This window comes from Streptomyces sp. NPDC029216, assembly GCF_040648015.1.
In the GTDB taxonomy this organism is placed as follows: Bacteria; Actinomycetota; Actinomycetes; order Streptomycetales; family Streptomycetaceae; genus Streptomyces.
On record NZ_JBEZWL010000065.1, the window covers coordinates 1 to 26,001 of the forward strand.

Here is a 26,001-nt window from a genome sequence, read left to right on the forward strand (position 1 = left end):
GGCTCCACACCTACAATCACCACCGAGGACACACCGCGCTCGCAGGCAAACCACCCGCCAGCCGCGTCCCCAACCTCACTGGGCAATACACCTAGTCCTGCCCGGCCGACCGCACCAGGGCGAAGACCGCCCCCTCGGGGTCCGCGACCAGGGCCAGCCGGCCCCGGATCCGGTCCCGGGGCGGGCTGAGGACCCGGCCGCCCAGCTCCGCCACCCGGGCGGCCGCCGTGTCGGTGTCGCGGACCTCGAAGTACGTCATCCAGTGCGGCCCCCTTTCGTGCGGCAGCGACCGCCCGACGCCGTGCACCGCGGCCACCGGCCGGCCGCCCAGCCGCAGGGTCAGGTAGTCGAAGTCGGCCGAGGCGGCCGGGTGCCGCTCGGCCTCGTGGCCGAAGACGTGCTGGTAGAACTTGCCGACCGTCGAGGTGTCCTGGGTGACCAGCTCGTTCCAGACGGGGGTGCCCGGCATTCCGTACCGCCCGCCGTGCCCCGAGTCCTGCCAGATGCCGAAGATCGCCCCCAGCGGGTCGGAGCAGATCGCCACCCGCCCCTCGGCCCCGGCGTCCATCGGGCCCACCGCCACCGTTCCGCCGCAGGACCGGATCGCCTCGGCCGCGCAGTCGGCGTCGTCCGTGGCGAAGTACGTGGTCCAGGCGACCGGAAGATGCCGGTCCGGCGGCATCTCGCCGATGCCGGCCACCTCCTCCCCGTCGAGGATGGCCCGCACGCACGGGCCGAGCAGCGTGGGTCCCGGCTCGTACTCCCAGCCGAACAGGTCGGCGTAGAAGTCCTCGGTCCTCCCGAGGCCGTGCACCATCAGGCTCACCCAGCACGGTGTGCCGGACGGTAGCCGCGAAGCCCCCGCTGCCTCGGTCATGTCAGCAGTCTCCTCCGTCGTGTCCCGAATGACGCCGCTGATGCTTCCACTCCGCGGGGCCCGGCGCGCCCCGACCGGGCCGGACGGTGCGGGGGCGGACAGAGATGACCGAATCACTGCGGCCCGTCGGTGTCCGGCTTGTTACACGGGTATGAGGGCGGGGAGGAAGATGGGCCCATGACTGCGATTCTCTCGGCCTCCGCACTGATGGACGAGCTGGCCGCCCCCCGCCCGCCGGTGCTCCTGGACGTCCGCTGGCAGCTGGGCGGCCCCGACCAGCGCCCCGCCTACGAGGCCGGGCACCTGCCCGGCGCCGTGTACGTCGACCTCGACCACGAACTGGCAGGTCCGCCCGGGTCGGGCGGCCGCCACCCGCTCCCGGACCCGGAGGCCTTCGGCGCCGTGATGCGCCGCGCCGGGGTCCGCGCGGACGAGCCGGTGGTCGTGTACGACGGCGGCCAGGGCTGGGCGGCCGCCCGTGCCTGGTGGCTGCTGCGCTGGACGGGTCACCCGAACGTGCGGGTCCTGGACGGGGGACTGGCCGCGTGGACGGCGGCGGGCGGCCCGGTGACCGCCGACGCGCCGACTCCGGCCGAGGGCGATTTCAAGCCAAACCCCGGTGCGCTGGGCCTGCTGGAAGCCGACGACGCGGCCGCGCTGGCCCGTACCGGACTGCTGCTGGACGCCCGGGCGGGGGAGCGCTACCGCGGCGAGATCGAGCCCATCGACCCGGTCGGCGGCCACATCCCGGGCGCGGTGTCGGCCCCGACCACCGAGAACGTGGGCCCCGGCGGGCTGTTCCTCCCGGCGGAGACCCTGAAGGCCCGGTTCGCCGAGCTGGGCGCCGCGCCGGGCACCGAGGTGGGCGTGTACTGCGGTTCGGGGGTCTCCGGGGCGCACGAGGTCCTCGCGCTGGAGGTGGCGGGCATTCCGGCCGCCCTCTACGCGGGCAGCTGGTCGCACTGGTCCTCGGACCCGCAGCGCCCGGTGGCCACCGGCCCCAACCCCTGACAGGTCCACGAACGGTGGCGCCCCGGCGGGGGCGCCACCGCGCGGGCTGCCGCGGGCTACTCCTGCTTCTTGCGCCGGGTACCGAAGACGATCTCGTCCCAGCTGGGCACCGCCGCGCGGCGCCCGGGCCGGACCCCGTCGGCCTCGGCCTGCCGGTCCGTCGTCCCCGTCAGCCGCTCGCGGTGTCCCGCGACCGTACGCGGCATCAGCACGTCGGCGTACGCCGCGCCGGCGCCCGCCGAGGCCGCCGCGGCGGGCGGCTCCTCCGTCTCGGCCTCCTCGGCCGGGACGTCGGTGCGTTCCGGGACCACCAGGTCGCCCCGGAAGCTGGGCACCGCCTCCAACAGGCTGGTCAGCGTGTCCCGTTCCTCCTCCGGCTCCGGCGCGGGCGGGGGAGCGGGCCGCTCGATCTGCCGGTCGAGGGCGCGGTCCAGCGGCCGGTCGCGCGGCAGCCGGGCGATCCTCGGCACGAAGGGGAAACTCGGCTCCGGGGTCGACGGCAGGTCGTCCGACTCGCCGATCAGGGAGCGGGCCTCGTCGTCCACGGCCACGACCAGCCGGCGCGGCGGGTCGTACGTCCAGCTCGCCGAGTGCGGCTCGCCCACGACCCGGTAGACGAGCAGCACCTCCCAGGTGCCGTCGTCGCGGCGCCAGGAGTCCCACTGGACGGAGTCCTTGTCGGCCCCGCGCAGGGTGAGCCGCTCCTGCACGGCCTCGCCGAGCTGCGGCCCGGTGTTCTCCCCGGGGCGGCGTACGGGGGTCTTGCGGGCCCGCTCGGCCATGAAGGCGCGTTCGGCCAGGACGGGACCCTCGAAGCGGCGGACCCGGTCGACCGGGATGCCGGCGAGCTGCGCGACCTCCTCAGCGGAGGCACCGGCCCGTATGCGGGCCTGGATGTCACGGGGGCGGAGGTGGCTCTCCACCTCGATCTCGATCTGGTTCAGGCGCGCGCGGTCATTGCGCACGGCAGCCCGCAGCCGCTCGTCGATCGGAAGCGTGTACTCCGTGCTGTCCGCAGCCTTGAGCACCAGTCGTGTTCCGTCATTGGAGACGGCCACGACACGCAGTTCGGGCATGGGGACCTCCCGGGTGGTGCCTGCCGACGTCACGTGCGTCGCTGCTTCCGCTAGTCGAGTGTGGCCTGCCCGGGTGCAGCCTGCCACAACCTTGCCGAGTTAAACCGGCGTGTCGGGCATGCGCCCTTGATCGACGTTATGGCACGGTTACCTGTTGGGCACGCACAGTGACCAAGTGGTTACTGTGCGCAGCAGGAGCCCGTGCGATACCGCGGCATCACCGGTCTTGAGTGCCGCTTCTCCGTCAGCCGGCCCCCTCTCCCGGGTCCGGACATCCGAAAGGAAGCACGGCCCCAGGGCTCGCCACAGTACTCCATTCGGGCCACCTGGGTGGACCGCCGCGCCGCCGAACTTGTCCCGGGCGGCGGGAGTTGGCCTGCCCGGAATCGGGTCCCGAAGCTGGTCCACCTGCGCACGCCGCCGTTTCGGGGTGTCCTGCTTCACAGAATCAGCAGAAACGGAACTTCTCATTTCGCTCAGGTGTCAGTAACTGCTGGAAGAGGAGAAGCGCGAGGGGCAGGACACGCAGGGGATGGCGATGGGTCAGAAGACGGTACGGGACGGCGAACCGGGCGGCGGCGAGGACGGTGGCCGGGGCCCGGAGCGCAAGAAGCTCGACCTGAGCGTGACCCAGGTCGCGGGCAGTTCCCTCGCCACCGTCGCGGCCGCCCTGCTCGCCTCCCAGCTCGGCGTCTACGGGACCATCCTCGGTGCCGGCGTGGTCAGCGTGGTGGCCACCGCCGGCGGGCCGGTCATCCAGCACGCCTTCCGGCGCACCGGCGACCGGCTGCGCGAGGGCGCCCGCCCCAGGGGCCGTCAGGTCCCCGTGACCGGCGGGGAGGAGGGGCCCGCGGCCCCGCCGCCGGGCGAGTTCGGCGAGGCCACCGTCCACGGCACCCGCGTGCGCGGCTGGAAGCGCACGGCGGTGGCCTCCGGGGCGGCCTTCGCCCTGGCCGTCGGCGGCCTCGGGACCTACGAGGCCTTCGCGGGAACCTCCGTCAGCAGCGGCGGCGGCACCCTCCTGTCGGGCGGCTTCCGCACGGCCCCCGACCACAGGCCCTCCCAGCGGGGGACCGGCGGGGAGACCGGCGAACGGGGCCGGCCGGGCGAGAAGGACGGCAAGGGCGCCACGGACGGCCGGCACCCCGGCTCCGGCGGCTCCCCGACGCCCTTCCGCTCACACGGCGCCGGCAGCAGCCCCGACCCGGACCCCGGCCCCAGCCCCTCCGGCTCCGGCAGGCCCGAGCCGGAACCCACCCCCTCGTCCTCGAAGCACACCCCGGACCCCGGCCCCACGCCGAGCCCGGGCGGCTCCGCCGGCGGCACGGGCGGCGGCGGAAGCGGCAGCGACGGCTCCACCGCCCGGGACTGAGCGGGCGTCAGTCGCCCAGGACCCGCCTCAGGTAGTCGTTGCCGAACACCCGGTCCGGGTCCAGCCGGTCGCGCAGCGCCGTGAACTCCCCGAAGCGCGGGTACACCCCGGCCAGGTACTCCGCGTCCCGGGTGTGCACCTTGCCCCAGTGGGGGCGCCCGCCGTGGGCGGTGAAGATGCGCTCGGCCGCCGTGAAGTAGGCCTGGTACGGGGTGCCCCGGTACATGTGGACGGCGATGTACGCGGTGTCCCGCCCCGAGGCCGTGGACAGGGTGATGTCGTCGGCCGGGGCCGTCCGCACCTCCACCGGGAAGCTGATCCGCAGGTCGGAGCGGTCGACCATGGCCTTGAGCTCCCGCAGCGCCTCGACCGCCCGCTCGCGCGGGAGGGCGTACTCCATCTCCACGAACCGCACCCGGCGCGGGCTGGTGAACACCTTGTACGGGATGTCCGTGTAGGTCCGCGCCGACAGGGCGCGGCTGGCGATCCGGGCGATGGACGGTATGGCCGCCGGCACCGCGCGGCCCAGGGAGTTGACGGCCTGGAAGACGCCGTTGGACAGCAGCTCGTCCTCGATCCAGCCGCTGATCGGCCCGGGCGGGGCGGCGGGTCCCTGGCTGCGGTTGTTGCGCTTGGTGTTGCAGTTGCCGGTGTGCGGGAACCAGTAGAACTCGAAGTGCTCGTTCTCCGCGACGTGCTGGTCGAACTCCTCGGTCACCCGGTCGAAGCGCATGGGCTCCTCACGGGCGGTCAGGAAGAACAGCGGCTCCACCGCGAAGGTGATCGAGGTGACGATGCCCAGTGCCCCGATGCCCAGCCGGGCGGCCGCGAAGACCTCGCGCTCCTTGTCGGTCCCCTTCGCGGAGCAGGTCAGCAGCCGTCCGTCGGCGGTGACCAGCTCCAGGGCGCGGATCTGCGCGGCGATGGAGGCCGAATCGCGGCCGGTGCCGTGCGTGCCGGTGCTGGTGGCGCCGGAGACCGTCTGCTCCATGATGTCGCCCATGTTGGTGAGCGACAGGCCCTGCGCGGCCAGGGCGCGGTTGAGGTCCTTCAGGGCCGTGCCGGCCGCCACGGTGACCGTGCCCGCGGTCCGGTCCAGCGACAGGATCCCGGCGAGCGCCTGCGGCCGTACGAGGACCCCGTCGGTGGCGGCGGCCGCGGTGAAGGAGTGGCCCGTGCCGACCGCCTTCACCCGCAGGCCCTCCCCGGCGGCCCGGCGGACCTCCTCCTGGAGCTCGCCGACCGAGGCCGGCGTCACCACGCGCGCGGGCGTGGCGCGGACGTTGCCCGCCCAGTTACGCCACGCGGTCCGCCCGTTCTGCGCTGCTATCCCCGATGTCGCCGTCACGCGAGGGCTCCTCCCCTTGCGCCGGCCTCGTCAGCCGGCGGTAACCCGCGAACGCCACCGCCGCCGCGGCGACTCCCGCCGCGATCGAGACGACGTACCCGCGCTGGGCCCCGGCCGCGTCGATGACCAGACCGGTCACGGAGGAACCGACCGCGACACCGACCGCCAGGCCGGTGCTGATCCACGTCATGCCCTCGGTGAGCTTCGCGCGTGGTACGTGCGCTTCGATCAGGGCCATCGTGGTGATCATCGTGGGAGCGATGGCGAGGCCCGAGACGAAGAGCGCCACGGCCAGAAACGGAAGGTTCCCGGCCAGTAGGAGGGGGATCATACTCACGGCCATCGCACAGATGCCCAGTACCCACCTGCGTTCCGTCCGGCCCTTGAGGTGGAGCAGGCCGAAGACGATGCCCGCCAGACAGGACCCGGCGGCCCAGATGGCCAGGATGAAGCTGGCCGCGGACTTGTGGCCCTGCTCCTCGGCGAAGGCCAGGGTGGACACGTCGATCGACCCGAAGATCGCGCCGGTCGCCACGAAGGTGGCCGTCAGCACCTGGAGGCCGGGGGAGCGCAGGGCGGAGGAGCGGTCGCCGTCCAGGCTGCGCGGGTGCGGCGGCGGCTCGGTGGCGCGCTGCGCGGTGAGCAGCCAGACCCCGACGAGCAGGCAGCCGGCGGCGATCACCGGCCCGGCCTCCGGGAACCAGGTGGTGGACAGGCCGATGGCCAGGATCGGGCCGAAGATGAAGCAGACCTCGTCGATCACGGACTCGAAGGAGTACGCCGTGTGCAGCTCGCGCGGCGCCTCGCGGTAGAGCTCGGTCCAGCGCGCGCGGACCATCGAGCCGACGCTCGGCACGCAGCCCGCGACGGCCGCGAAGACGAACAGGGTCCAGTCGGGCAGCCCGTTGGCGGCGGCCAGCACCAGACCCGTGACGGAGGCGACGGAGACCAGGGTGGCGGGCCGCAGCACCCGCCGCTGCCCGTACTGGTCGACCAGCCGCGAGACCTGGGGGCCGACGAACGCGGCCGCCAGGGCGAGGGTGCCGGTGAGGGCGCTGGCCATCGCGTAGCGGCCGGTGATCTCCGAGATCATCGTCAGGATGCCGACGCCGACCATGGAGATCGGCAGCCGGCCTATGAGGCCGGCGGCGCTGAAGGCCTTGGTTCCGGGGGCAGCGAATATCGCGCGGTAGGGACTGGGCAAGGTCTCTCCGTAAGGGACGTCATCGGCCCATACAGGTTATGACCGCCGACAAGGCACCCGCACGGGGAAAAACGGGACAGGGGAACTTAGGGTCACCTTACCTGGCGGGCGTCCCGCCATGCGGACCGGCCGGTTCTCCCGCGAGCACCCCGGGTGGCAGGATTCGAGGCATGTCAGACCAGCTCCGTGCCCCCGACGCGCCCGCGGCCGAAGGCCCAGCGGCCCCCTATGACGCCCTCCTGCTGCTGTCCTTCGGCGGCCCCGAGGGACCCGACGACGTCGTGCCGTTCCTGGAGAACGTCACCCGCGGGCGAGGGATTCCGCGCGAGCGGCTCAAGGAGGTCGGGCAGCACTACTTCGGCTTCGGCGGGGCCAGCCCGATCAACGGGCAGAACCGCGAGCTGCTGGCCGCACTGCGCAAGGACCTCGCCGACGCCGGGCTGGACCTGCCGGTCTACTGGGGCAACCGAAACTGGGCCCCGTACCTGACCGACGTGCTGCGCGAGATGGTCCGTGACGGCCGCCGCCGCATCGCCGTCCTCGCCACCAGCGCGTACGCCTCGTACTCGGGCTGCCGCCAGTACCGCGAGAACCTCGCCGACGCCCTGGCGACCCTGGCCGAGGAGGGCCTGGAGCTGCCCCGCGTCGACAAGCTGCGGCACTACTTCAACCACCCCGGCTTCGTGCGGCCCATGATCGACGGGGTGCTGGCCTCGCTCGCGGCCCTGCCCGACGCGGTACGCGACGGCGCCCACCTGGCCTTCACCACCCACTCCATCCCGACCGCGGCCGCCGACGCCTCCGGCCCGGTCGAGGAGCACACCCGGGACGGCGAGGGCGGCGCCTACGTCAAGCAGCACCTCGACGTGGCCCGCGTGATCGCGGACGCCGTCGCGGCCGAGACCGGCACCGCGCACCCGTGGAAGCTCGTCTACCAGTCCCGCAGCGGCGCCCCGCACATCCCGTGGCTGGAGCCGGACATCTGCGACCACCTGGAGGCCCTGCACGACGGGGGCGCGCCGGCGGTGGTGATGGTGCCCATCGGCTTCGTCTCCGACCACATGGAGGTCCTCTACGACCTCGACACGGAGGCCGCGGCCAAGGCCACCGAGCTGGGCCTGCCCGCCGAGCGCTCCGCGACCGTCGGCGCCGACCCGCGCTTCGCGGCGGCCGTGCGCGAGCTGGTGCTGGAGCGCGCCGCCCGCGAGCGCGGCGAGCGGCCCGCGGAGTGCTGGGTGGGCACCCTGGGCCAGAGCCACGACCTGTGCGCGGTGGGCTGCTGCCCGTCGCGCGCGCCCCGTCCGGCGGCCGCCGGCGCGGACAGCCCGTACGCCCAGGGGGAAACGTGATCACCGAAGAGCTGAAGGCCGAGCTGCTGGACGTGGGCCTGGAGGCGGCCCGCCGCGCCGGGGAGCTGCTGCGCGACGGCCGTCCGGCCGACCTGGCCGTGGCCGCGACCAAGACCAGCCCGATCGACGTCGTGACCGAGATGGACGTCGCCGCCGAGAAGCTGATCACCGGCATCCTCGCGGAGCGCCGGCCCGAGGACGGGCTGCTCGGCGAGGAGGGCGCGGACGTCCCCGGCACCAGCGGGATCCGCTGGATCGTCGACCCGCTGGACGGCACCGTCAACTACCTCTACGGCCTCCCGGGCTGGGGGGTGTCCATCGCCGCCGAGTACGGCGGCGAGACGGTGGTCGGCGTCGTGGCGGCGCCGATGCGCGGGGAGACGTACCACGCCGTGCTCGGCGGCGGGGCCTGGTCGGGCACCGCCCGGCTCGCCTGCCGGGCCGCGGCCCCGCTGGACCAGGCGCTGGTCGCCACCGGGTTCGGGTACCTCCGGACCCGGCGGGAGAGCCAGGCCGAGGTGGCCCGGCGGATCATCCCGCTCGTGCGGGACATCCGGCGCGGCGGTTCGGCGGCGCTCGACCTGTGCGACGTCGCGGCCGGGCGGCTGGACGGGTACTACGAGCGCGGGCTGAACCCCTGGGACTTCGCGGCGGGCGAGCTGATCGCCCGCGAGGCGGGCGCGCTGACCGGAGGACGCCCCTCCGAGCCGGCCTCCGGGGAACTGACCGTGGCGGCCACCCCGGCGGTCTTCGCCTCGCTCCAGCCGCTGCTGGAGGAAGCCGGGGCCTGGCACGACTGAGTCCCGGGAGCGGACGCGGAAGGACCCCCTGCCGCGGGTGCGGCAGGGGGTCCTTCCGTCGTTCGGGATGCCGTCCCGGACCGTACGGGCTCCGGGGCGGACGCTGTCGCTCTGGCCGAGGGCAGCCGGAAGCAGACCGGGGCGGGGGCCCCGGTCAGGCCGCCGTGACCGCCACGCCGTGCTCCGCGGCGAGCCGCTGGAGGTCCTCCAACGCGGCCTGTTCCACGTCCGCGAGGTAGTCGTCGCCCGTCTCACGGGCCTTGCTCAGGTCCGACTGCGTGGCGCTGATGCGCTGCAGGAGACCCGCGGTGAATGCGTCCATGGTGGGTGCGCCCCCTCTTCGTGGGTCGCGGCGGACGAGCGCGGGGCAGTCCGCCGTCAGGGAGTGGATGGGGTGTGCAGACGTCCTCCCCGGCACCCTGGGCCCAGAAACCTCGTAAGGCGAGGGAATCCTCACTTCCACCCCCTCCGGGCCCCCGAGAAGGGGCTCAGGGGCGCCTTACAGCCGGTTTACGGCCGAAACCGGCAGGATGGAGGCGCAATACAGGTGTGCCCTCAGGAGTGCCCTCGGGGCTCGAAGGAAGGAAACGACGTGCGCGTACTCGTCGTCGAGGACGAGCAGCTGCTCGCCGATGCGGTGGCCACGGGCCTGCGCCGGGAGGCCATGGCCGTGGACGTCGTGTACGACGGCGCCGCGGCCCTGGAGCGCGTCGGGGTGAACGACTACGACGTGGTCGTGCTCGACCGGGACCTTCCGCTGGTGCACGGCGACGACGTCTGCCGGAAGATCATCGAACTCGGCATGCCCACCCGCGTGCTCATGCTCACCGCCTCGGGCGACGTCAGCGACCGCGTGGAGGGCCTGGAGCTGGGGGCCGACGACTACCTGCCCAAGCCCTTCGCCTTCAGCGAGCTGACCGCCCGCGTGCGCGCCCTGGGGCGGCGGACGACGGTGGCGCTGCCGCCGGTGCTGGAGCGTGCCGGGATCAAGCTGGACCCGAACCGTCGTGAGGTGTTCCGCGAGGGGCGGGAGGTGCAGCTGGCGCCCAAGGAGTTCGCGGTGCTGGAGGTGCTCATGCGCAGTGAGGGGACCGTGGTCTCCGCCGAGCAGCTGCTGGAGAAGGCCTGGGACGAGAACACCGACCCGTTCACCAACGTGGTCCGGGTGACCGTCATGACGCTGCGCCGCAAGCTGGGAGAGCCGCCCGTCATCGTGACCGTGCCCGGCTCCGGCTACCGGATCTGACCCGGTGGCCGCGACCCCGGCGCCACCGCCGGCGCCACCGAAACCGACCTGGGACCCCGGCCAGCCCGAGGGTCCTTTCCCTTGGCTGAGACCGACCATCCGGATACGGCTCACGCTGCTCTACGGCGGCATGTTCCTGATCGCCGGGATCCTGCTGCTGTCGATCATCTACCTGCTGGCCGCCCAGGCCCTGCGGGAGGGCAACGCGCTCCCGTTCAAGATCGTGGGCGGCCAGAAGGTCGAGGTCTCCAGCTCCACCTGCCCCGGTGTCGGCATCGACCAGTCGATCGACCAGTTCAACGCGGCGATCGGCCAGTGCATCCTCGACCAGCGCAAGCACGCGCTGGACGACCTGCTCAGCCGTTCGCTGATGGCCCTCATGGGCCTGAGCGTGATCGCCTTCGCCTTCGGCTACGCGATGGCCGGCCGGGTGCTCTCCCCGCTGGGCAAGATCACCCGGACCGCCCGCCGGGTGGTCGGCTCCGACCTGACCCGGCGGATCGAGCTGGACGGGCCGGACGACGAGCTCAAGGAGCTCGCGGACACCTTCGACGAGATGCTCGACCGCCTGGAACGGGCCTTCACCGCCCAGCAGCGCTTCGTGGCCAACGCCTCGCACGAGCTGAGGACCCCGCTGGCCATCAACCGGACGCTGCTGGAGGTCCACCTGTCGGATCCCGGTGCCCCGGTGGAGCTGCAGCAGCTGGGCAAGACGCTGCTGGCCACCAACGAGCGCAGCGAGCAGCTGGTGGAGGGCCTGCTGCTGCTCGCCCGCAGCGAGAACCAGATCGTGGAGCGCAAACCCGTCGACCTGGCGGAGGTCGCCTCGCGCGCCATCGACCAGGCGCGCGGGGAGGCGCTGGCCAAGGGCGTGGAGATCCGCGGCGAGCGCGCGCTGGCCGTGGTCCAGGGCAACGGCGTGCTGCTGGAGCGGATCGCCCTCAACCTGGTGCAGAACGCCGTCCGGTACAACGTGCCGGAGGACGGCTGGGTGGAGGTCACCACCGAGGTCCAGCACGGCCAGGCGGTGCTCCTCGTCTCGAACACGGGTCCCGTGGTTCCCGCGTACGAGGTGGACAACCTCTTCGAGCCCTTCAGACGGCTGCGTACGGAGCGAACGGGCAGCGACAAGGGTGTGGGGCTCGGCCTGTCCATCGCGCGCTCTGTGGCGCGCGCACACGGCGGCCGCATCCTGGCGACCCCCCGCGAGGGCGGCGGCCTGGTGATGCGTGTCACGTTGCCCCTTTGATCCACCCCCCGGATTGTTCGCTGTCAGCGGAATGATCTCGGGGTGTGGCGGGCCTCGCCTGTGTGATCGATCACATTGCCGAGTGTCCGGGCGTGCGCGTTCCGTGACCCCGCGAAGGCCGGAAAGCCCGGGAAGTCCGGGTTTCCGGCCCCTCGAATGGCGGGAAATACACGGGGTGGCGTTCGTGCAAGACGGCCCCCGGACCGTGTACGGTCCCGGTCGTCATCCCAGCTGCGGGCCCCTGCGGGCGTGGGGCTGGGTGTCGATTGAGTAACAGACCTTGATGTGAGGCAAAATCTCCGCCTCAGGTCGGGCACAAGTCCGGCCTCTCGCGCGTTACGTGCGCTGAGACACCGCTAAATCCCAGAGGGGGAGAGCGAAAAAATGGCAACGGACTACGACACCCCACGCAAGACCGACGACGATGTCGACAACGACAGCATCGAAGAGCTGAAGGCGCGACGCAGTGACAAGGTCACCTCGAGCGTCGACATCGAGGACTTCGACGGCGCCGAGAGCCTGGAGCTCCCGGGTGCGGACCTCTCCAACGAGGAGCTGGCCGTCCGGGTGCTGCCCAAGCAGGCCGACGAGTTCACCTGCATGAGCTGCTTCCTGGTGCACCACCGCAGCCAGCTGGCTCGTGAGAAGGACGGCCAGCCGATCTGCCGCGACTGCGACTAGGTCTCGGCCGTGACCGGCTCGACGCCGTTCCGGAAGCTGCGCTTTCGGAAGACCGGCGATCCGGAGGCAGGAGCGCAGGCGGAAGCCACGGGCCCGGAAACGGGCCCCGGGGCCGCCGGCGACCCCGCCACCGGGACGACTGTCGTGCCGTCCGACACCGCCGCGGCGGTGCCGCCGGCCACAGTGGCGGACGAGGAGTCCCGGGGCAGGCCCGGGACACGTCGGATGCAAGCCGTCATGAACGGTGTGCGCAAGGGCGGCGAAGGCGCGAGAAACGCCGCCCTGTACATCGCCGACCTCATCATCGAGAACGCCCCGCGCGTTCCGGTAAGGGACCTCGCGGCCCTGCGCGCCCAGTTCCCGGGCCTCGGCCCCGATCAGCTGGCCGACAAGCTGATCGCCGGGGCGGCGAACGCCACCTCGACCGTGGGCGCGGGCATCGGCGCGGCGGCCATGCTGCCGGTCCCGCCCGCCATGCCGGCCGAGCTGGCCGCGGAGATCGCCGGCGTCGCCGCCATCGAGCTGAAGCTCATCGCCGAACTGCACGAGGTCTACGGGCAGCGGCCGCCCGGCACCCTGAAGGACCGCAGCCTCGCCTACCTCACGGCATGGACCGAGGAGCGCGGCATCGACCTGACCAAGCCGACCACGCTCAACGCCGCCCTCGGCGGCCAGGTGAAGCGCGAACTGCGCCAGCAGATCATGAAGCGGATGTTCCGCAACCTGCCGAACCTGATGCCGTTCATGGTGGGCGCCGCCGTCGGCGCGGTCATGAACCGCCGGGACACCAGGAAACTCGCCGAGAAGGTGCGTACGGACCTGCGCCGCCGGGCCGTGCCCTGGACGGCGCTCCCCGCCGCCCCGGCCCCCCAGCACCCCGCCCAGCCCCTCCCCGGGGCGGCCAGGGCCGCACTGGAGCCGCCGGAGCCGGACGGCTACGGCCGCTGACCGCCCCCGGCGGTCAGCCCTGCGAGGCGGAAGCCCCCTGCGCCGCGCGGACCGCCGCCGCCAGGGCCTGCGGCTCGCGCGTGGAGACGTACACGTACGGGGTCGGGTCCTCCGGGTCCGTGATCTCGATCCGGACCGCCGTCGGGATGTAGCTGCGCATCAGCATGAAGGCCCGCATGTCGGCCTTGTACGTGCGCCAGGCCCGGGCCTCCTCGCCCTCCAGCACCTCCGGCTCGCCCAGCGCCGACACCGGGATCCGGGCCTCGCCCGCCGCCAGCGCCCCGCCCACCACGCGCACCCGCGCGGAGCCGAACGAGCTCACCAGCATCCCCGCCAGCGCGCCGCCGCCGACGAACCCCGCCAGCATCGGCAGGGTCCCCAGCGGGAGCGTGATGAGCGCACCGGCCAGACCGGTCAGTACGGCGATGCCCCACCAGGAGCGGGGGGCGGACAGGCGTTCGTCGTGGTGCGCGGGGGAGAGCTGCATGCCAGCAAGCCTGCCACGAGGCGACCGGCGGGTAGCCGCGCGGGTAAGGTCTGCGGCTGTGAGTGGACGAAACACAGCGTTGACGCCCCCGGCCGATGCCGTCGCTCCGGTCCGGCATCCCGATGCCCCGGCACCCGGAGAGCTCCTCGGTGCGCACTACGAACACTGTTTCGGATGCGGCGGGGGACAGTCGCACGGGCTCCATCTGGAGGCCCGCGCGGGCGAGGGAGTACGCGTCACCGCCGAGTTCACCGTCCGGCCCGCCCACCAGGGCGCGCCCGGCCTCGCCCACGGCGGGGTGCTGGCCACCGCGCTCGACGAGACGCTGGGCTCCCTGAACTGGCTGCTGCGCGTCATCGCGGTGACCGGCCGGCTGGAGACCGACTTCGTGCGGCCCGTGCCCGTGGACACCGTGCTGCACCTGGAGGCCGAGGTCACCGCCGTCGCGGGGCGGAAGATCTACTCCACGGCCGTGGGCCGGATAGGCGGCCCGGACGGCCCCGTCGCCGTCCGCGCCGACGCGCTCTTCATCGAGGTGAAGGTCGACCACTTCATCGACAACGGTCGGCCCGAGGAGATCCGGGCGGCGATGGCCGACCCGGACCAGGTCAGGCGCGCACGCGCCTTCGAGGTGAACCCCTGATGTCCCAGAACAACCACGCTCCGGTCGACGTGCTGATCCGCCGCGTCGACCCCGAGGTGCCCCTCCCCGCCTACGGTCACCCCGGCGACGCCGGCTGCGACCTGGTGACCACCGTGGCCGCCGAGCTGGAGCCCGGCGAGCGGGCCGTCCTGCCCACCGGCATCTCCATCGCCCTGCCCGACGGCTACGCCGCCTTCGTGCACCCGCGCTCGGGCCTGGCCGCCCGCTGCGGGCTCGCACTCGTGAATGCCCCCGGGACGGTGGATGCCGGGTACCGTGGGGAGATCAAGGTGATCGTGGTCAATCTCGACCCGCGCGAGAGCGTCCGGTTCGAGCGCTTCGACCGCATTGCCCAGCTGGTTGTCCAGAGGGTCGAGAAGGTGCGCTTCCACGAGGTGGCGGAACTTCCCGGCTCGGCCCGGGCCGACGGGGGGTTCGGCTCCACCGGCGGTCATGCGGCCGTGGCCGGATCCGGCGCTGGTCAGCAGGGTGGGAATGGCTACGCTTCGGTCGTAAACGACCGGGAAGGACAGTGACGTGTTCGGACGTCGCAAGAAGAATGACTCCGCCGACGACGGCGGCGCGGCCGAGCAGGTCGACGGCGTGCGCGCCGACGAGGCGGCCGAAGCCGACGGGCCCCGGCGGCTGAACCTGCCTCCGGCCCCGCGGCCCGACGGACCGTGGGACGTCTCCGAGGTGCCCGGGAACCCCGCCGACGGCCGGGTCGACCTGGGCGGCATCCTCGTGCCCGGTGTCGAGGGCATGGAGCTGCGCGTCGAGGTCGCCGGTGACGCGATCGTCGCCGCCACCGTGGTCCTGCGGGACAGCGCCGTGCAGCTGCAGGCCTTCGCCGCCCCCAAGAAGGAGGGCATCTGGGGCGAGGTCCGCGACGAGATCGCCTCGGGCATCACCCAGCAGGGCGGCCTCATCGACGAGGTCGACGGACCGCTGGGCTGGGAGCTGCGCGCGCAGGTCCCCGTACCGCTGCCCGACGGCCAGACCGGCGCCCAGCTGGTGCGCTTCGTCGGCGTCGACGGCCCGCGCTGGTTCCTGCGCGGCGTGATCTCCGGCCAGGGCGCGGTGCGCCCCGAGTCGGCCGGCGTGCTGGAGCAGATCTTCCGGGACACCGTCGTCGTCCGCGGCGACGGCCCGATGGCCCCGCGCGACCCCATCGTCCTGAAGCTGCCGAACGACGCCCAGATGGTGCCGGACGGTGTGCAGACGGCCGAGGAGCAGGAGAGCTCCCGCTTCTCCGGCGGCATGGGCCAGCTGGAGCGCGGCCCGGAGATCACCGAGGTCCGCTGACCCCGCAGGCCCCGTAGGCGGTCGTTTCGGCCGGTGGGCCGCCCCCTGGGAGGCGGCCCGCCGGTACCGCCCTGCCCCGCCGCAGGAGAGGGCGGGCGGCGTCAGGGATGCGTCAGGGATCGCCGTCCGGCCGCCGCTCGGTGCGTGAACAGGGGGAACGTCCCCGAGAATGAGCCCATGGGACGCGGCAGGCTGAGGATCTATCTGGGCGCGGCACCCGGTGTGGGCAAGACGTACGCCATGCTCTCCGAGGGGCACCGGCGGGTCGAGCGGGGCGGCGACTGCGTCGTCGGCTTCGTCGAGCACCACGGGCGCCCGCGCACCGAGGTCATGCTGCACGGCCTGGAACAGGTCCCCCGGCGCGAGCTGACCCACCGCGGCGCCGTCTTCACGGAGATGGACGTGGACGCCGTCCTGGCGCGGCGGCCGGCCGTGGCGCTCGTGGACGAGCTGGCGCACACCAATGTGCCGGGTTCGCGCAACGCCAAGCGCTGGCAGGACGTCGAGGAGCTGCTCGGGGCCGGGATCGACGTGGTGTCCACCGTGAACATCCAGCACCTGGAGTCCCTCGGGGACGTGGTCGAGACGATCACCGGGGTGCGCCAGCGCGAGACCGTGCCGGACGAGGTGGTCCGCCGGGCGGACCAGATCGAGCTGGTCGACATGTCCCCGCAGGCCCTGCGCCGCCGCATGGCCCACGGCAACGTCTACCAGCCCGACAAGGTCGACGCGGCCCTGTCGAACTACTTCCGCCCCGGCAACCTCACCGCCCTGCGCGAGCTGGCCCTGCTGTGGACGGCCGACCGGGTGGACGAGTACCTCCAGCAGTACCGGGGCGAGCACGGCATCCGCTCCACCTGGCAGGCCCGCGAACGGATCGTCGTCGGCCTCACCGGCGGCCCCGAGGGACGCACGCTGATCCGCCGGGCCGCGCGGATGGCCGCCAAGGGCTCCGGCAGTGAGATCCTCGCCGTCTACATCGCCCGCAGCGACGGACTGACCGCGGCTTCGCCCAAGGAGCTCGCGGTCCAGCGGACCCTGGTCGAGGACCTTGGCGGAACGTTTCACCATGTGATCGGCGACAACGTCCCCGAGGCCCTCCTCGCCTTCGCCCGCGGGGTCAACGCCACCCAGATCGTCCTGGGCTCCAGCCGCCGCAGGACCTGGCAGTACGTCCTGGGCCCCGGGGTCGGGGCCACCGTGGCCCGCGACTCGGGACCCGACCTCGACGTGCACATCGTCACGCACGAGGAGGTGGCCAAGGGGCGCGGGCTGCCCATGGTCCGCTCGGCGGCCCGGCTCGGGCGGCCCCGGATCGCGGCCGGCTGGCTGGTCGGCGTGGTCTTCCCGGTCCTGCTGTGCCTGCTGCTCACGCACATCAGCACCGACCCCGGCCTCGCCAACGACATGCTGCTCTTCCTGGCCCTGACGGTGGCGGCCGCGCTGCTGGGCGGGCTCTGGCCGGCCCTCGCCTCCGCCGCCTTCGGCTCGCTGCTGCTGAACTACTTCTTCGTCGAGCCGCTGCACCGGTTCACCATCTCCGACCCCCGCAACATCATGGCCATCTCGGTCTTCTTCGGGGTCGCCGCCTCGGTGGCCTCGGTGGTGGACCTGGCCGCCCGGCGCACCCACCAGGCCGCCCGGCTGCGGGCCGAGTCCGAGATCCTGTCCACCCTGGCCGGGAGCGTCCTGCGCGGCGAGACGGCCCTGGACGCGCTGCTGGAACGGGTGCGCGAGACCTTCGCGATGGAGTCGGTGGCCCTGCTGGAGCGGGCCGGCGAGCGGGAGCCCTGGACCCCGGCCGGCAGCGTCGGCCCCGCCCCGGTGGCACGGCCGGAGGACGCCGACGTGGACATGCCGATCGGCGACCACATGGCGCTGGCCCTGTCCGGCCGGGTGCTGCCAGCGGAGGACCGCCGGGTGCTCGGCGCCTTCGCCGCCCAGGCCGCCGTGGTGCTGGACCGCCAGCGGCTGGTCGGGGAGGCCGAGGAGGCCCGCCGGCTGGCCGAGGGCAACCGGATCCGCACGGCCCTGCTGGCCGCCGTCAGCCATGACCTGCGGACGCCCCTGGCCTCCATCAAGGCCTCCGTCAGCTCCCTGCGCTCCGCCGACGTGGAGTGGTCCGAGGAGGACCGGGCCGAGCTGCTGGAGGGCATCGAGGACGGCGCCGACCGGCTCGACCACCTGGTGGGCAACCTGCTCGACATGTCCCGGCTGCAGACCGGCACCGTGACCCCGCTGATCCGGGAGATCGACCTCGACGAGGTGGTCCCGATGGCGCTGGGCGGCGTACCGGAGGACAGCGTGCTGCTCGACGTGCCGGAGACCCTGCCGATGGTGCGGGTGGACCCCGGGCTGCTGGAGCGGACCGTGGCCAACGTCGTCGAGAACGCCGTCAAGTACAGCCCCCGGGGCCGGCGGGTGCTGGTCGCGGCCAGCTTCCTCGGCGACCGGGTCGAGCTCCGGGTCGTCGACCGCGGGCCCGGGGTCCCGGACGAGGCCAAGGACCGCATCTTCGCCCCGTTCCAGCGGCACGGGGACGCCCCGCGCGGGGCCGGGGTGGGTCTGGGGCTGGCGGTGGCCCGGGGCTTCGCCGAGGCCATGGGCGGCACCCTCGCCGCCGAGGACACGCCCGGCGGCGGTCTGACCATGGTGCTCACCCTGCGCGCGGCGGCCCGCGGCCGGCCCGCCGGACCCACCGGAACCGGATCCCGCCCCGACGGCGTTGACCACGTGAACATTCCCGAACGACAGAAAGCAGGACCCCGATGACCCGGGTGCTCGTAGTGGACGACGAGCCGCAGATCGTCCGAGCCCTCGTGATCAACCTCAAGGCGCGCAGGTACGAGGTGGACGCGGCCTCCGACGGGGCGGGCGCCCTGGAGCTGGCGGCCGCCCGCCACCCCGACGTGGTCGTCCTCGACCTCGGCCTGCCCGACATGGACGGGGTGGAGGTGATCAGGGGGCTGCGCGGCTGGACCCGCGTCCCGATCCTGGTCCTGTCCGCCCGGCACAGCTCCGACGAGAAGGTCGAGGCCCTCGACGCGGGCGCCGACGACTACGTCACCAAGCCCTTCGGCATGGACGAGCTGCTGGCCCGCCTGCGCGCCGCCGTCCGCCGGGCCGAGCCGGCCGCCGGGCCGCGGGACGAGGTGGTCGTCGAGACCCAGGGGTTCACCGTGGACCTCGCCGCCAAGAAGGCGGTCCGTGAGGGCCGCGACGTACGCCTCACCCCCACCGAGTGGCACCTCCTGGAGGTGCTCGTGCGCAACGGCGGGAAGCTCGTCAGCCAGAAACAGCTCCTCCAGGAGGTCTGGGGGCCCTCCTACGGGACCGAGACCAACTACCTGCGCGTCTACATGGCGCAGCTGCGCCGGAAGCTGGAGGCGGACCCCTCGCACCCGCGGCACTTCATCACCGAACCCGGCATGGGCTACCGCTTCGAGAAGTAGGCGGGGGCTTCGAGAGGCGGCGGGGGCGCCGGTACGCTTCCTGTATGAGTGCTGAACTGCGTCCCGAGAAGCCCGCGAAACCGGCCAGGCCGGCGGGCCGGTTCCGCCGGATGATAGAGCGGCTGTCCACCTCCCAGGAGGAGCTGCACTCGGCGGAACTGCAGGAGGACGCAGAAGCCGCGGGGTGCACGCGGATCTGCGACTGCCACGACCGCCAGATCGTCAAGGTGACCGGAACGCTGCGCACCGTCACCCTGCGGCCGCGGGCGGGCGTCCCCGCCCTGGAAGCGGAGCTCTTCGACGGTTCGGCCGCGCTGGACGTGGTGTGGCTCGGGCGTCGCTCGATCGTGGGAATCGAGCCCGGCCGGCGCATGATCGCCTCCGGGCGGATCGCGATGAGCCACGGCCGCCGGGTCCTCTTCAACCCGAAGTACGAACTCCGACCGCTCGGACAGGAGCAGTAACCGGTGACGTCACTCGACCGACCGACTCCACAGGGGTCCGCCGCCTCCACCCCCTCCGGGGACCAGAAGGAGGTCACGCAGGCCGCGCTCTTCGACGCCTTCGGCGGCATCCGGGGCACCGTGGAGACGATGCTCCCCGGCCTGCTGTTCGTGATGATCTACACGATCAACAAGGACGTGAAGATGTCCGCCATCGCGGCGGGCGTGGTCGCGGTCCTGCTGGTGATCGTGCGCCTGCTGCGCAAGGACACCGTCAAGCACGCCTTCAGCGGCGTGTTCGGCGTGGGCGTGGGCGTGGCCTTCGCCCTGTTCACGGGCAGCGCGAAGGGCTTCTACCTGCCGGGCATGATCTACGGGGTCGGTCTGGGCGTGGCGTTCACGCTGTCGGCCCTGGTCGGCTTCCCGCTGCTGGGTGTGATCCTCGGGCCGGTCTTCAAGGAGAACCTGTCCTGGCGCACCCGCAACCCCGGGCGCAAGAAGGCGTACACCAAGGCCAGCCTGGCCTGGGGACTGATCTTCCTGGCGAAGTACGCGATCCTCTTCCCGCTGTACTGGTGGGGTGACGAGACCCAGCTGGGCTGGGTGCTGATCGCGCTGAAGCTCCCCCCGATGGTGCTGGCCGTGTACTTCACCTGGGTCTTCCTGGCGAAGGCACCGCCGCCGATCGACGTGATCGCCGAGTACGAGGCCGAGGAGGCCGCCCGCGAGAAGCGGGGCTGAGCGACGGAACGCCGAAGGGGCGGGGTGACCATCCGGTCGTCCCGCCCCTTCGGCGTGTACTCAGCGCTTGGCCTGGAGGAGGTCCTCCAGCTGGCCCTCGCGGGCCTGGGCGGCCACGAAGAGGAGCTCGTCGCCCGGCTCCAGGGTCTCCTCGCCGTGCGGGGTGAGCACCCGGTTGCCGCGGATGATCGTCACCAGCGAGGTGTCCTCCGGCCAGGAGATCTCGCTGATCTGCGTCCCCGCGACCGAGGAGTCGGCCGGCAGGGTCAGCTCGACGAGGTTGGCGTCGCCGTGGCTGAAGCGCAGCAGGCGCACCAGGTCGCCGACGCTGACGGCCTCCTCGACCAGGGCCGACATCAGGCGCGGCGTGGAGACCGCGACGTCGACGCCCCAGGACTCGTTGAAGAGCCACTCGTTCTTCGGGTTGTTGACCCGCGCCACGACCCGGGGGACCCCGTACTCGGTCTTGGCGAGGAGGGAGACGACCAGGTTCACCTTGTCGTCACCGGTGGCGGCGATGACCACGTTGCAGCGCTGCAGCGCAGCCTCGTCGAGCGAGGTGATCTCACAGGCGTCGGCCAGCAGCCACTCCGCCTGCGGCACCCGCTCCACCGAGATGGCGGTCGGCGCCTTGTCCACGAGGAGCACCTCGTGGCCGTTCTCCAGCAGCTCACCCGCGATGGAGCGGCCCACGGCCCCGGCTCCGGCGATCGCGACCCTCATGCGTGTGCCTCCTCGGGGCCCTCGGCGAAGGCCGCCTCGACCTTGTCGATCTCGTCCGTGCGCATCATCACGTGGACGAGGTCGCCCTCCTGGAGCACGGTCTGCGAAGTCGGCAGCATCGCCTCGCCCAAGCGGGTGAGGAACGCGACGCGCACGCCCGTCTCCTCCTGGAGCCTGCTGACCTTGTGGCCGATCCAGGCGGCGGAGGTGTGCACCTCCGCGAGCTGGACGCCCCCGCTCGGATCGCGCCACAGGGGCTCCGCGCCCGACGGCAGCAGGCGGCGCAGCATCTGGTCGGCGGTCCACCGTACGGTCGCGACCGTGGGGATGCCGAGGCGCTGGTAGACCTCGGCGCGCTTGGGGTCGTAGATGCGGGCGGCGACGTTCTCGACGCCGAACATCTCGCGGGCCACGCGGGCGGCGATGATGTTGGAATTGTCACCGCTGCTGACCGCGGCGAAGGCTCCCGCCTCCTCGATCCCGGCCTCGCGCAGGGTGTCCTGGTCGAAGCCGACCCCGGTGACGCGGCGGCCGCCGAACGAAGCCCCGAGCCGGCGGAATGCGGTGGGGTCCTGGTCGACCACGGCGACCGTATGACCCTGCTGCTCCAAGGTCTGCGCGAGAGCGGATCCCACTCTTCCGCAGCCCATAATGACGATGTGCACGGCCGTCCTTCCGGCTGACAGCGGCTCGCTGGTTTCCAGCCTCATTGCATGCTCTGGCTAAACAGGGTCTCAGACCATGGCCCAAGCTACACACGGGCGGTCACCAGTGTGACCATTTGGGGTCCGCGCGGTGCCTCATTGGCGGCTCATTGGTGAGGATCCCGGACCGGGGGTTCGTCAGTCCGATATCGAACGCTTACGATCCTCTGCGTGTCCAAACTGACCGACGTGCCCAAACGGATCCTGATCGGCCGGGCGCTGCGCAGCGACCGCCTCGGGGAAACGCTCCTCCCCAAACGGATCGCCCTTCCCGTCTTCGCCTCCGACCCGCTCTCATCCGTGGCATATGCACCCGGTGAGGTACTGCTGGTCCTGTCGATCGCGGGTGTGTCGGCGTACCACTTCAGCCCCTGGATCGCGGTCGCGGTCGTCGTGCTGATGTTCACCGTGGTGGCCTCCTACCGGCAGAACGTCCACGCGTACCCCAGCGGCGGCGGCGACTACGAGGTCGCCAACACCAACCTCGGCCCCAAGGCCGGGCTCACCGTGGCGAGCGCGCTGCTCGTCGACTACGTCCTGACCGTCGCCGTGTCGATTTCCTCCGGTGTCGAGAATCTCGGCTCCGCCGTCGATTTCGTCATCGAGCACAAGGTGCTCTCGGCGATCCTCATGATTCTGCTGCTCACGCTCATGAACCTGCGCGGAGTGAAGGAATCCGGGAAACTCTTCGCGATCCCGACGTACGTGTTCGTGGGCGCCGTCTTCGTCATGATCGCCTGGGGTGCCTGGCGCGGTCTGGTGATGGGCGACACCATGGAGGCGCCGACCGCCCACCTGGAGATCAAGGCCGAGCACCAGGGGCTGGCCGGCTTCGCGCTGGTCTTCCTGCTGCTGCGCGCCTTCTCCTCCGGCTGCGCCGCCCTGACCGGCGTCGAGGCGATCAGCAACGGCGTGCCCGCCTTCCGCAAGCCCAAGAGCAAGAACGCCGCCACGACCCTCGCGCTCATGGGCGGCCTGGCCGTCACCATGTTCTGCGGGATCATCGGCCTGGCCATGGCCACGAACGTCCGGATGGCCGAGGCCCCCGCCACCGGCCTGCTCGACAACGGCGTCCCCGTCGGCGACGGCTTCGTCCAGCACCCGGTGATCTCCCAGGTGGCCGAGGCCGTCTTCGGCAACGGCAGCATCCTGTTCATCGTCCTGGCGACCGCCACCGCCCTCGTGCTGTTCCTGGCCGCCAACACCGCGTACAACGGCTTCCCGCTGCTCGGCTCGATCCTCGCCCAGGACCGCTACCTGCCGCGCCAGCTCCACACCCGCGGCGACCGGCTCGCCTTCTCCAACGGCATCGTGCTGCTCGCGGGCGCCGCCATGCTGTTGGTGTGGATCTACGACGCCGACTCCACCAAGCTGATCCAGCTCTACATCGTCGGTGTGTTCGTCTCCTTCACGCTCAGCCAGATCGGCATGGTCCGGCACTGGAACCGCCACCTGGCGACCGAGAACGACCAGGCCGCCCGCCGCCGGATGTACCGCTCCCGGGCCATCAACACCTTCGGCGCGGTCTTCACCGGCCTCGTGCTGGTCGTCGTCCTGGCCACCAAGTTCACGCACGGCGCCTGGGTCGCCCTGATGGGCATGCTGATCTTCTACGGCACGATGACCGCCATCCGGAAGCACTACGACCGGGTCGCCGCCGAGATCGCCGCGGACGAGGGCCCCAGCGACGACAGCGTGCGCCCCTCCCGGGTGCACTCGATCGTCCTGGTCTCCAAGGTCCACAAGCCCACCCTGCGCGCCCTGGCCTTCGCCAAGCTGACCCGCTCGGACACCCTGGAGGCGCTGAGCATCAGCGTCGACGCACCCGAGACCAAGGCGCTCAAGGAGGAGTGGGAGCGGCGCGGGATCAACGTCCCGCTGAAGATCCTCGACTCCCCGTACCGCGAGATCACCCGCCCGGTGGTCGAGTACGTCAAGGGGCTGCGCAGCGAGAACCCGCGCGACGCCGTCAGCGTCTACATCCCCGAGTACGTCGTCGGCCGCTGGTACGAGCACCTGCTGCACAACCAGAGCGCCCTGCGGCTCAAGGGCCGGCTGCTGTTCACCCCGGGCGTGATGGTCACCTCGGTGCCCTACCAGCTGGAGTCCTCGGAGCTCGCCCGGCGGCGGGCCCGCAGGCGCCAGGAGTGGAACGCCCCGGGTGCGGTGCGCCGGGGCCCCGTCGACACCCCGCGGCCGCGTCCGAAGGACCCGGCGGGGAAGTAGGCGCAGCGGATGGCGAACGGCCGGACGAGATCCACGTAAACTGGTGGGTCGGTCGTCCGGCCGTTCCTTTTTTGCACCTGATCTCCCTGGAGTCTCCCCGCCATGACCGAGCAGAACGAGAAGCAGTCACTGGTCGGGGAGGAGTACGAGGTCGAGGTCGGCCCCGTCGCGCACGGCGGCCACTGCATCGCCCGTACCGCCGAGGGCCGTGTCCTGTTCGTCCGCCACACCCTGCCGGGCGAGAAGGTCGTCGCGCGGGTGACGGAGGGCGAGACGGACTCCCGCTTCCTGCGCGCCGACGCGGTCACGATCCTCTCCGCCTCCAAGGACCGGGTCGAGGCCCCCTGCCCGTACGCCGGCCCCGGCAAGTGCGGCGGCTGCGACTGGCAGCACGCCAAGCCGGGCGCCCAGCGCCGGCTCAAGGGCGAGGTCGTCGCCGAGCAGCTGAAGCGGCTCGCCGGCCTCACTCCCGAGGAGGCGGGCTGGGACGGCACCGTGGCGCCCGCCGAGGGCGACAAGCTCCCGGCCGGCCAGGTCCCCCAGTGGCGCACCCGCGTCCAGTACGCCATCGACGAGGACGGCCGCGTCGGCCTGCGCAAGCACCGCTCGCACGAGGTGGAGCCGGTCGACCACTGCATGATCGCGGCGCCGGGCGTCACCGAGCTGGGCATCGAGAAGCGCGAATGGCCGGCGATGGCCTCCGTCGAGGCGATCGCCGCCTCCGGCTCGAACGACCGCCAGGTCGTCCTCACCCCCCGCCCCGGCGGCCGCCTCCCCCTGGTCGAGCTCGACAAGCCGGTCTCCGTCCTGCGCGTGGAGGAGAAGGACGGCGGGGTCCACCGCGTCCACGGCCGCCCCTTCGTCCGCGAGCGCGCCGACGGCCGCACCTACCGCGTCGGCATGGGCGGCTTCTGGCAGGTCCACCCGCAGGCCGCCGACACCCTGATCAAGGCCGTCATGCAGGGCCTGATGCCGCGCAAGGGCGAGATGGCCCTCGACCTCTACTGCGGCGTCGGCATCTTCGCGGGCGCCCTCGCGGAACGCCTGGGCGAGACCGGGGCCGTCCTCGGCATCGAGTCGGGCAAGCGCGCGGTGGAGGACGCCCGCCACAACCTGGCCGACTTCCCCCGGGTCCGCATCGAGCAGGGCAAGGTCGACACCGCCCTCCCGCGCACCGGCATCACCGAGTGCGACCTGATCGTCCTGGACCCCCCGCGGGCGGGCGCCGGCAAGCAGACGGTCCGCCACATCGCGAGCCTCTCGGCCCGCCGCATCGCCTACGTGGCCTGCGACCCGGCGGCCCTGGCCCGCGACCTGGGCTACTTCAAGGAGTCGGGCTACCGCGTCCGCACACTGCGCGTCTTCGACCTCTTCCCGATGACCCACCACGTGGAGTGCGTGGCGATCCTCGAACCGATCGCGAAGAGCTCCTGACCTGCAGGTTTACCCGTGCGCATTATGTGCACTATGGGCGTTACGGGCGATATCTTGACACTGAAATGACGCTCGTGACGCTCATTTGACGCTCGCCGGGGGCGTTTCCCGATGGGGCGTCAGTGTTAGCTGATGCGGCATCAGCAGTGGGAGGCCGTCTCCTGGGTCAGGCTGTGTGCCTGGCCGGGGAGGCGGCTTTCTGTATGCCGTGGTGCCGGCTGCAGGCCTTGCGGGTGCGATGCGCAAGGCCTCCTGTCGGTCGCGCTCCGCAGCAATTCTGGCCTTCGTGCTCCTTGCCGTACTCGCGGCGGCGCCGGCCTGCTGTCCGGCGCTGGACGCGGCAGTCGAGCCGCCCAGCGTCCGGTACGACCAGGATCTCGATGTTCATGACTCCAGGATCGCGCGCCTCGTGCACAGGTGGGGGCGGGCGATCCCGACCCCACCTGTGGGGCGTGTCAGCCGGCGACGCGCGCCGTGTGGTCCCCGGCCGCCTCCACGGCCGCCACGAGTGCCGCGGTGTCGATGTCGGCGCCGTCCTCCAGGCGGACGACGCTGTGTCCGGCTCGTACGTCGGTGCCGGCCGAGCGGACGCCGGGAAGGTCTTCCGGCTCGGCGTCGATGAGCGGGCCGCAGCTGGTGCAGTGCATTCCGTCGATGAGGAGCACCACCTGTTCGCCGGTCA

At 72.4% G+C, this 26,001-nt stretch carries 26 protein-coding genes; 17 read left to right on the forward strand and 9 right to left on the reverse strand.

Going from position 1 to position 26,001, the window contains the following annotated elements; all coding sequences use genetic code 11:
* Positions 1–91: 91 nt before the first annotated feature.
* The gene (locus tag AB0F18_RS22625; RefSeq protein WP_362063408.1) at positions 92–877 is read right to left on the reverse strand and encodes a VOC family protein; all 786 of its coding nucleotides are present in this window, start codon (positions 875–877) and stop codon (positions 92–94) included.
* Positions 878–1,054: 177 nt separating this feature from the next.
* Between AB0F18_RS22625 and AB0F18_RS22630 the strand changes: the two genes are divergently transcribed.
* Complete coding sequence (locus tag AB0F18_RS22630) at positions 1,055–1,888, forward strand: sulfurtransferase (protein ID WP_362063410.1); 834 nt, start codon at positions 1,055–1,057, stop codon at positions 1,886–1,888.
* Positions 1,889–1,944: 56 nt separating this feature from the next.
* Here the strand turns inward: AB0F18_RS22630 and sepH are convergent, their stop codons facing one another.
* Positions 1,945–2,964 (reverse strand): septation protein SepH, encoded by a 1,020-nt coding sequence (sepH, locus tag AB0F18_RS22635; protein WP_362063412.1) that lies wholly within the window; start codon positions 2,962–2,964, stop codon positions 1,945–1,947.
* Positions 2,965–3,502: 538 nt separating this feature from the next.
* On the opposite strand from sepH, the gene AB0F18_RS22640 reads away from it, so the two are divergent.
* Positions 3,503–4,336 carry a hypothetical protein gene (locus AB0F18_RS22640; RefSeq protein WP_362063414.1) on the forward strand — a complete coding sequence of 278 codons (834 nt, stop codon included), beginning with the start codon at positions 3,503–3,505 and terminating at the stop codon, positions 4,334–4,336.
* A 7-nt stretch (positions 4,337–4,343) separates the two neighbouring features.
* Here the strand turns inward: AB0F18_RS22640 and AB0F18_RS22645 are convergent, their stop codons facing one another.
* A complete protein-coding gene (locus tag AB0F18_RS22645) occupies positions 4,344–5,684 on the reverse strand; it encodes a D-arabinono-1,4-lactone oxidase (RefSeq protein ID WP_362063416.1) in 1,341 nt (446 codons plus the stop codon).
* The gene (locus AB0F18_RS22650; protein ID WP_362063418.1) at positions 5,632–6,888 is read right to left on the reverse strand and encodes an MFS transporter; all 1,257 of its coding nucleotides are present in this window, start codon (positions 6,886–6,888) and stop codon (positions 5,632–5,634) included. The genes AB0F18_RS22645 and AB0F18_RS22650 overlap by 53 nt, the downstream gene beginning before the upstream one ends.
* A 170-nt stretch (positions 6,889–7,058) precedes the next feature.
* On the opposite strand from AB0F18_RS22650, the gene AB0F18_RS22655 reads away from it, so the two are divergent.
* Both AB0F18_RS22655 and AB0F18_RS22660 read left to right on the forward strand, forming a co-directional pair.
* Entirely contained in the window at positions 7,059–8,237 is a 1,179-nt protein-coding gene (locus tag AB0F18_RS22655; RefSeq protein ID WP_362063420.1) for a ferrochelatase, read from the forward strand.
* Complete coding sequence (locus tag AB0F18_RS22660) at positions 8,237–9,037, forward strand: inositol monophosphatase family protein (RefSeq protein ID WP_362063489.1); 801 nt, start codon at positions 8,237–8,239, stop codon at positions 9,035–9,037. The genes AB0F18_RS22655 and AB0F18_RS22660 overlap by 1 nt, the downstream gene beginning before the upstream one ends.
* Before the next feature lie 154 nt (positions 9,038–9,191).
* Here the strand turns inward: AB0F18_RS22660 and AB0F18_RS22665 are convergent, their stop codons facing one another.
* Positions 9,192–9,359, reverse strand: coding sequence for a hypothetical protein (locus tag AB0F18_RS22665; protein ID WP_362063422.1), 168 nt, complete (start codon positions 9,357–9,359; stop codon positions 9,192–9,194).
* A 270-nt stretch (positions 9,360–9,629) separates the two neighbouring features.
* On the opposite strand from AB0F18_RS22665, the gene AB0F18_RS22670 reads away from it, so the two are divergent.
* The 4 genes from AB0F18_RS22670 to AB0F18_RS22685 all read left to right on the forward strand — a co-directional run bounded on the left by AB0F18_RS22670 (position 9,630) and on the right by AB0F18_RS22685 (position 13,161).
* Complete coding sequence (locus AB0F18_RS22670) at positions 9,630–10,283, forward strand: response regulator transcription factor (RefSeq protein ID WP_267032222.1); 654 nt, start codon at positions 9,630–9,632, stop codon at positions 10,281–10,283.
* Positions 10,284–10,287: 4 nt separating this feature from the next.
* Positions 10,288–11,532 (forward strand): HAMP domain-containing sensor histidine kinase, encoded by a 1,245-nt coding sequence (locus AB0F18_RS22675; RefSeq protein WP_362063424.1) that lies wholly within the window; start codon positions 10,288–10,290, stop codon positions 11,530–11,532.
* A gap of 384 nt (positions 11,533–11,916) precedes the next feature.
* Positions 11,917–12,213, forward strand: coding sequence for a DUF4193 domain-containing protein (locus AB0F18_RS22680; RefSeq protein WP_042809536.1), 297 nt, complete (start codon positions 11,917–11,919; stop codon positions 12,211–12,213).
* Positions 12,214–12,222: 9 nt separating this feature from the next.
* Positions 12,223–13,161 (forward strand): hypothetical protein, encoded by a 939-nt coding sequence (locus AB0F18_RS22685; RefSeq protein WP_362063427.1) that lies wholly within the window; start codon positions 12,223–12,225, stop codon positions 13,159–13,161.
* Between the two features lie 13 nt (positions 13,162–13,174).
* Here the strand turns inward: AB0F18_RS22685 and AB0F18_RS22690 are convergent, their stop codons facing one another.
* Positions 13,175–13,648, reverse strand: coding sequence for a DUF3093 domain-containing protein (locus tag AB0F18_RS22690; protein ID WP_362063429.1), 474 nt, complete (start codon positions 13,646–13,648; stop codon positions 13,175–13,177).
* A 58-nt stretch (positions 13,649–13,706) separates the two neighbouring features.
* Between AB0F18_RS22690 and AB0F18_RS22695 the strand changes: the two genes are divergently transcribed.
* From AB0F18_RS22695 to AB0F18_RS22725, 7 genes are all read left to right on the forward strand, one after another.
* Positions 13,707–14,291 carry a PaaI family thioesterase gene (locus AB0F18_RS22695; RefSeq protein WP_362063431.1) on the forward strand — a complete coding sequence of 195 codons (585 nt, stop codon included), beginning with the start codon at positions 13,707–13,709 and terminating at the stop codon, positions 14,289–14,291.
* A complete protein-coding gene (dut, locus tag AB0F18_RS22700) occupies positions 14,291–14,827 on the forward strand; it encodes a dUTP diphosphatase (RefSeq protein WP_362063433.1) in 537 nt (178 codons plus the stop codon). Before AB0F18_RS22695 ends, dut begins: the two co-directional genes overlap by 1 nt.
* Position 14,828: 1 nt before the next feature.
* Positions 14,829–15,596: a DUF3710 domain-containing protein gene (locus AB0F18_RS22705; RefSeq protein ID WP_362063435.1), complete on the forward strand. Its 768-nt coding sequence runs from the start codon at positions 14,829–14,831 to the stop codon at positions 15,594–15,596.
* Positions 15,597–15,773: 177 nt separating this feature from the next.
* The gene (locus AB0F18_RS22710) at positions 15,774–18,368 is read left to right on the forward strand and encodes a sensor histidine kinase KdpD (RefSeq protein WP_362063437.1); all 2,595 of its coding nucleotides are present in this window, start codon (positions 15,774–15,776) and stop codon (positions 18,366–18,368) included.
* Positions 18,365–19,048 carry a response regulator gene (locus AB0F18_RS22715; protein ID WP_362063439.1) on the forward strand — a complete coding sequence of 228 codons (684 nt, stop codon included), beginning with the start codon at positions 18,365–18,367 and terminating at the stop codon, positions 19,046–19,048. The genes AB0F18_RS22710 and AB0F18_RS22715 overlap by 4 nt, the downstream gene beginning before the upstream one ends.
* A gap of 44 nt (positions 19,049–19,092) precedes the next feature.
* Positions 19,093–19,512, forward strand: a complete 420-nt coding sequence (locus tag AB0F18_RS22720; protein ID WP_362063441.1) for an OB-fold nucleic acid binding domain-containing protein — start codon at positions 19,093–19,095, stop codon at positions 19,510–19,512.
* A gap of 3 nt (positions 19,513–19,515) precedes the next feature.
* A complete protein-coding gene (locus tag AB0F18_RS22725) occupies positions 19,516–20,232 on the forward strand; it encodes a DUF3159 domain-containing protein (RefSeq protein ID WP_362063443.1) in 717 nt (238 codons plus the stop codon).
* Between the two features lie 60 nt (positions 20,233–20,292).
* Here AB0F18_RS22725 and AB0F18_RS22730 read toward each other — a convergent pair whose 3' ends face one another.
* Both AB0F18_RS22730 and AB0F18_RS22735 read right to left on the reverse strand, forming a co-directional pair.
* A complete protein-coding gene (locus tag AB0F18_RS22730) occupies positions 20,293–20,955 on the reverse strand; it encodes a TrkA family potassium uptake protein (protein ID WP_362063445.1) in 663 nt (220 codons plus the stop codon).
* A complete protein-coding gene (locus tag AB0F18_RS22735) occupies positions 20,952–21,620 on the reverse strand; it encodes a TrkA family potassium uptake protein (RefSeq protein ID WP_362063447.1) in 669 nt (222 codons plus the stop codon). The genes AB0F18_RS22730 and AB0F18_RS22735 overlap by 4 nt, the downstream gene beginning before the upstream one ends.
* Before the next feature lie 210 nt (positions 21,621–21,830).
* Between AB0F18_RS22735 and AB0F18_RS22740 the strand changes: the two genes are divergently transcribed.
* Both AB0F18_RS22740 and AB0F18_RS22745 read left to right on the forward strand, forming a co-directional pair.
* Complete coding sequence (locus AB0F18_RS22740) at positions 21,831–23,885, forward strand: APC family permease (RefSeq protein ID WP_362063449.1); 2,055 nt, start codon at positions 21,831–21,833, stop codon at positions 23,883–23,885.
* 102 nt (positions 23,886–23,987) lie between these two features.
* Positions 23,988–25,319, forward strand: coding sequence for a TRAM domain-containing protein (locus AB0F18_RS22745; RefSeq protein WP_362063451.1), 1,332 nt, complete (start codon positions 23,988–23,990; stop codon positions 25,317–25,319).
* Positions 25,320–25,774: 455 nt separating this feature from the next.
* Here AB0F18_RS22745 and AB0F18_RS22750 read toward each other — a convergent pair whose 3' ends face one another.
* The gene (locus AB0F18_RS22750; RefSeq protein ID WP_362063453.1) at positions 25,775–25,966 is read right to left on the reverse strand and encodes a heavy metal transporter; all 192 of its coding nucleotides are present in this window, start codon (positions 25,964–25,966) and stop codon (positions 25,775–25,777) included.
* Positions 25,967–26,001: the final 35 nt, after the last annotated feature.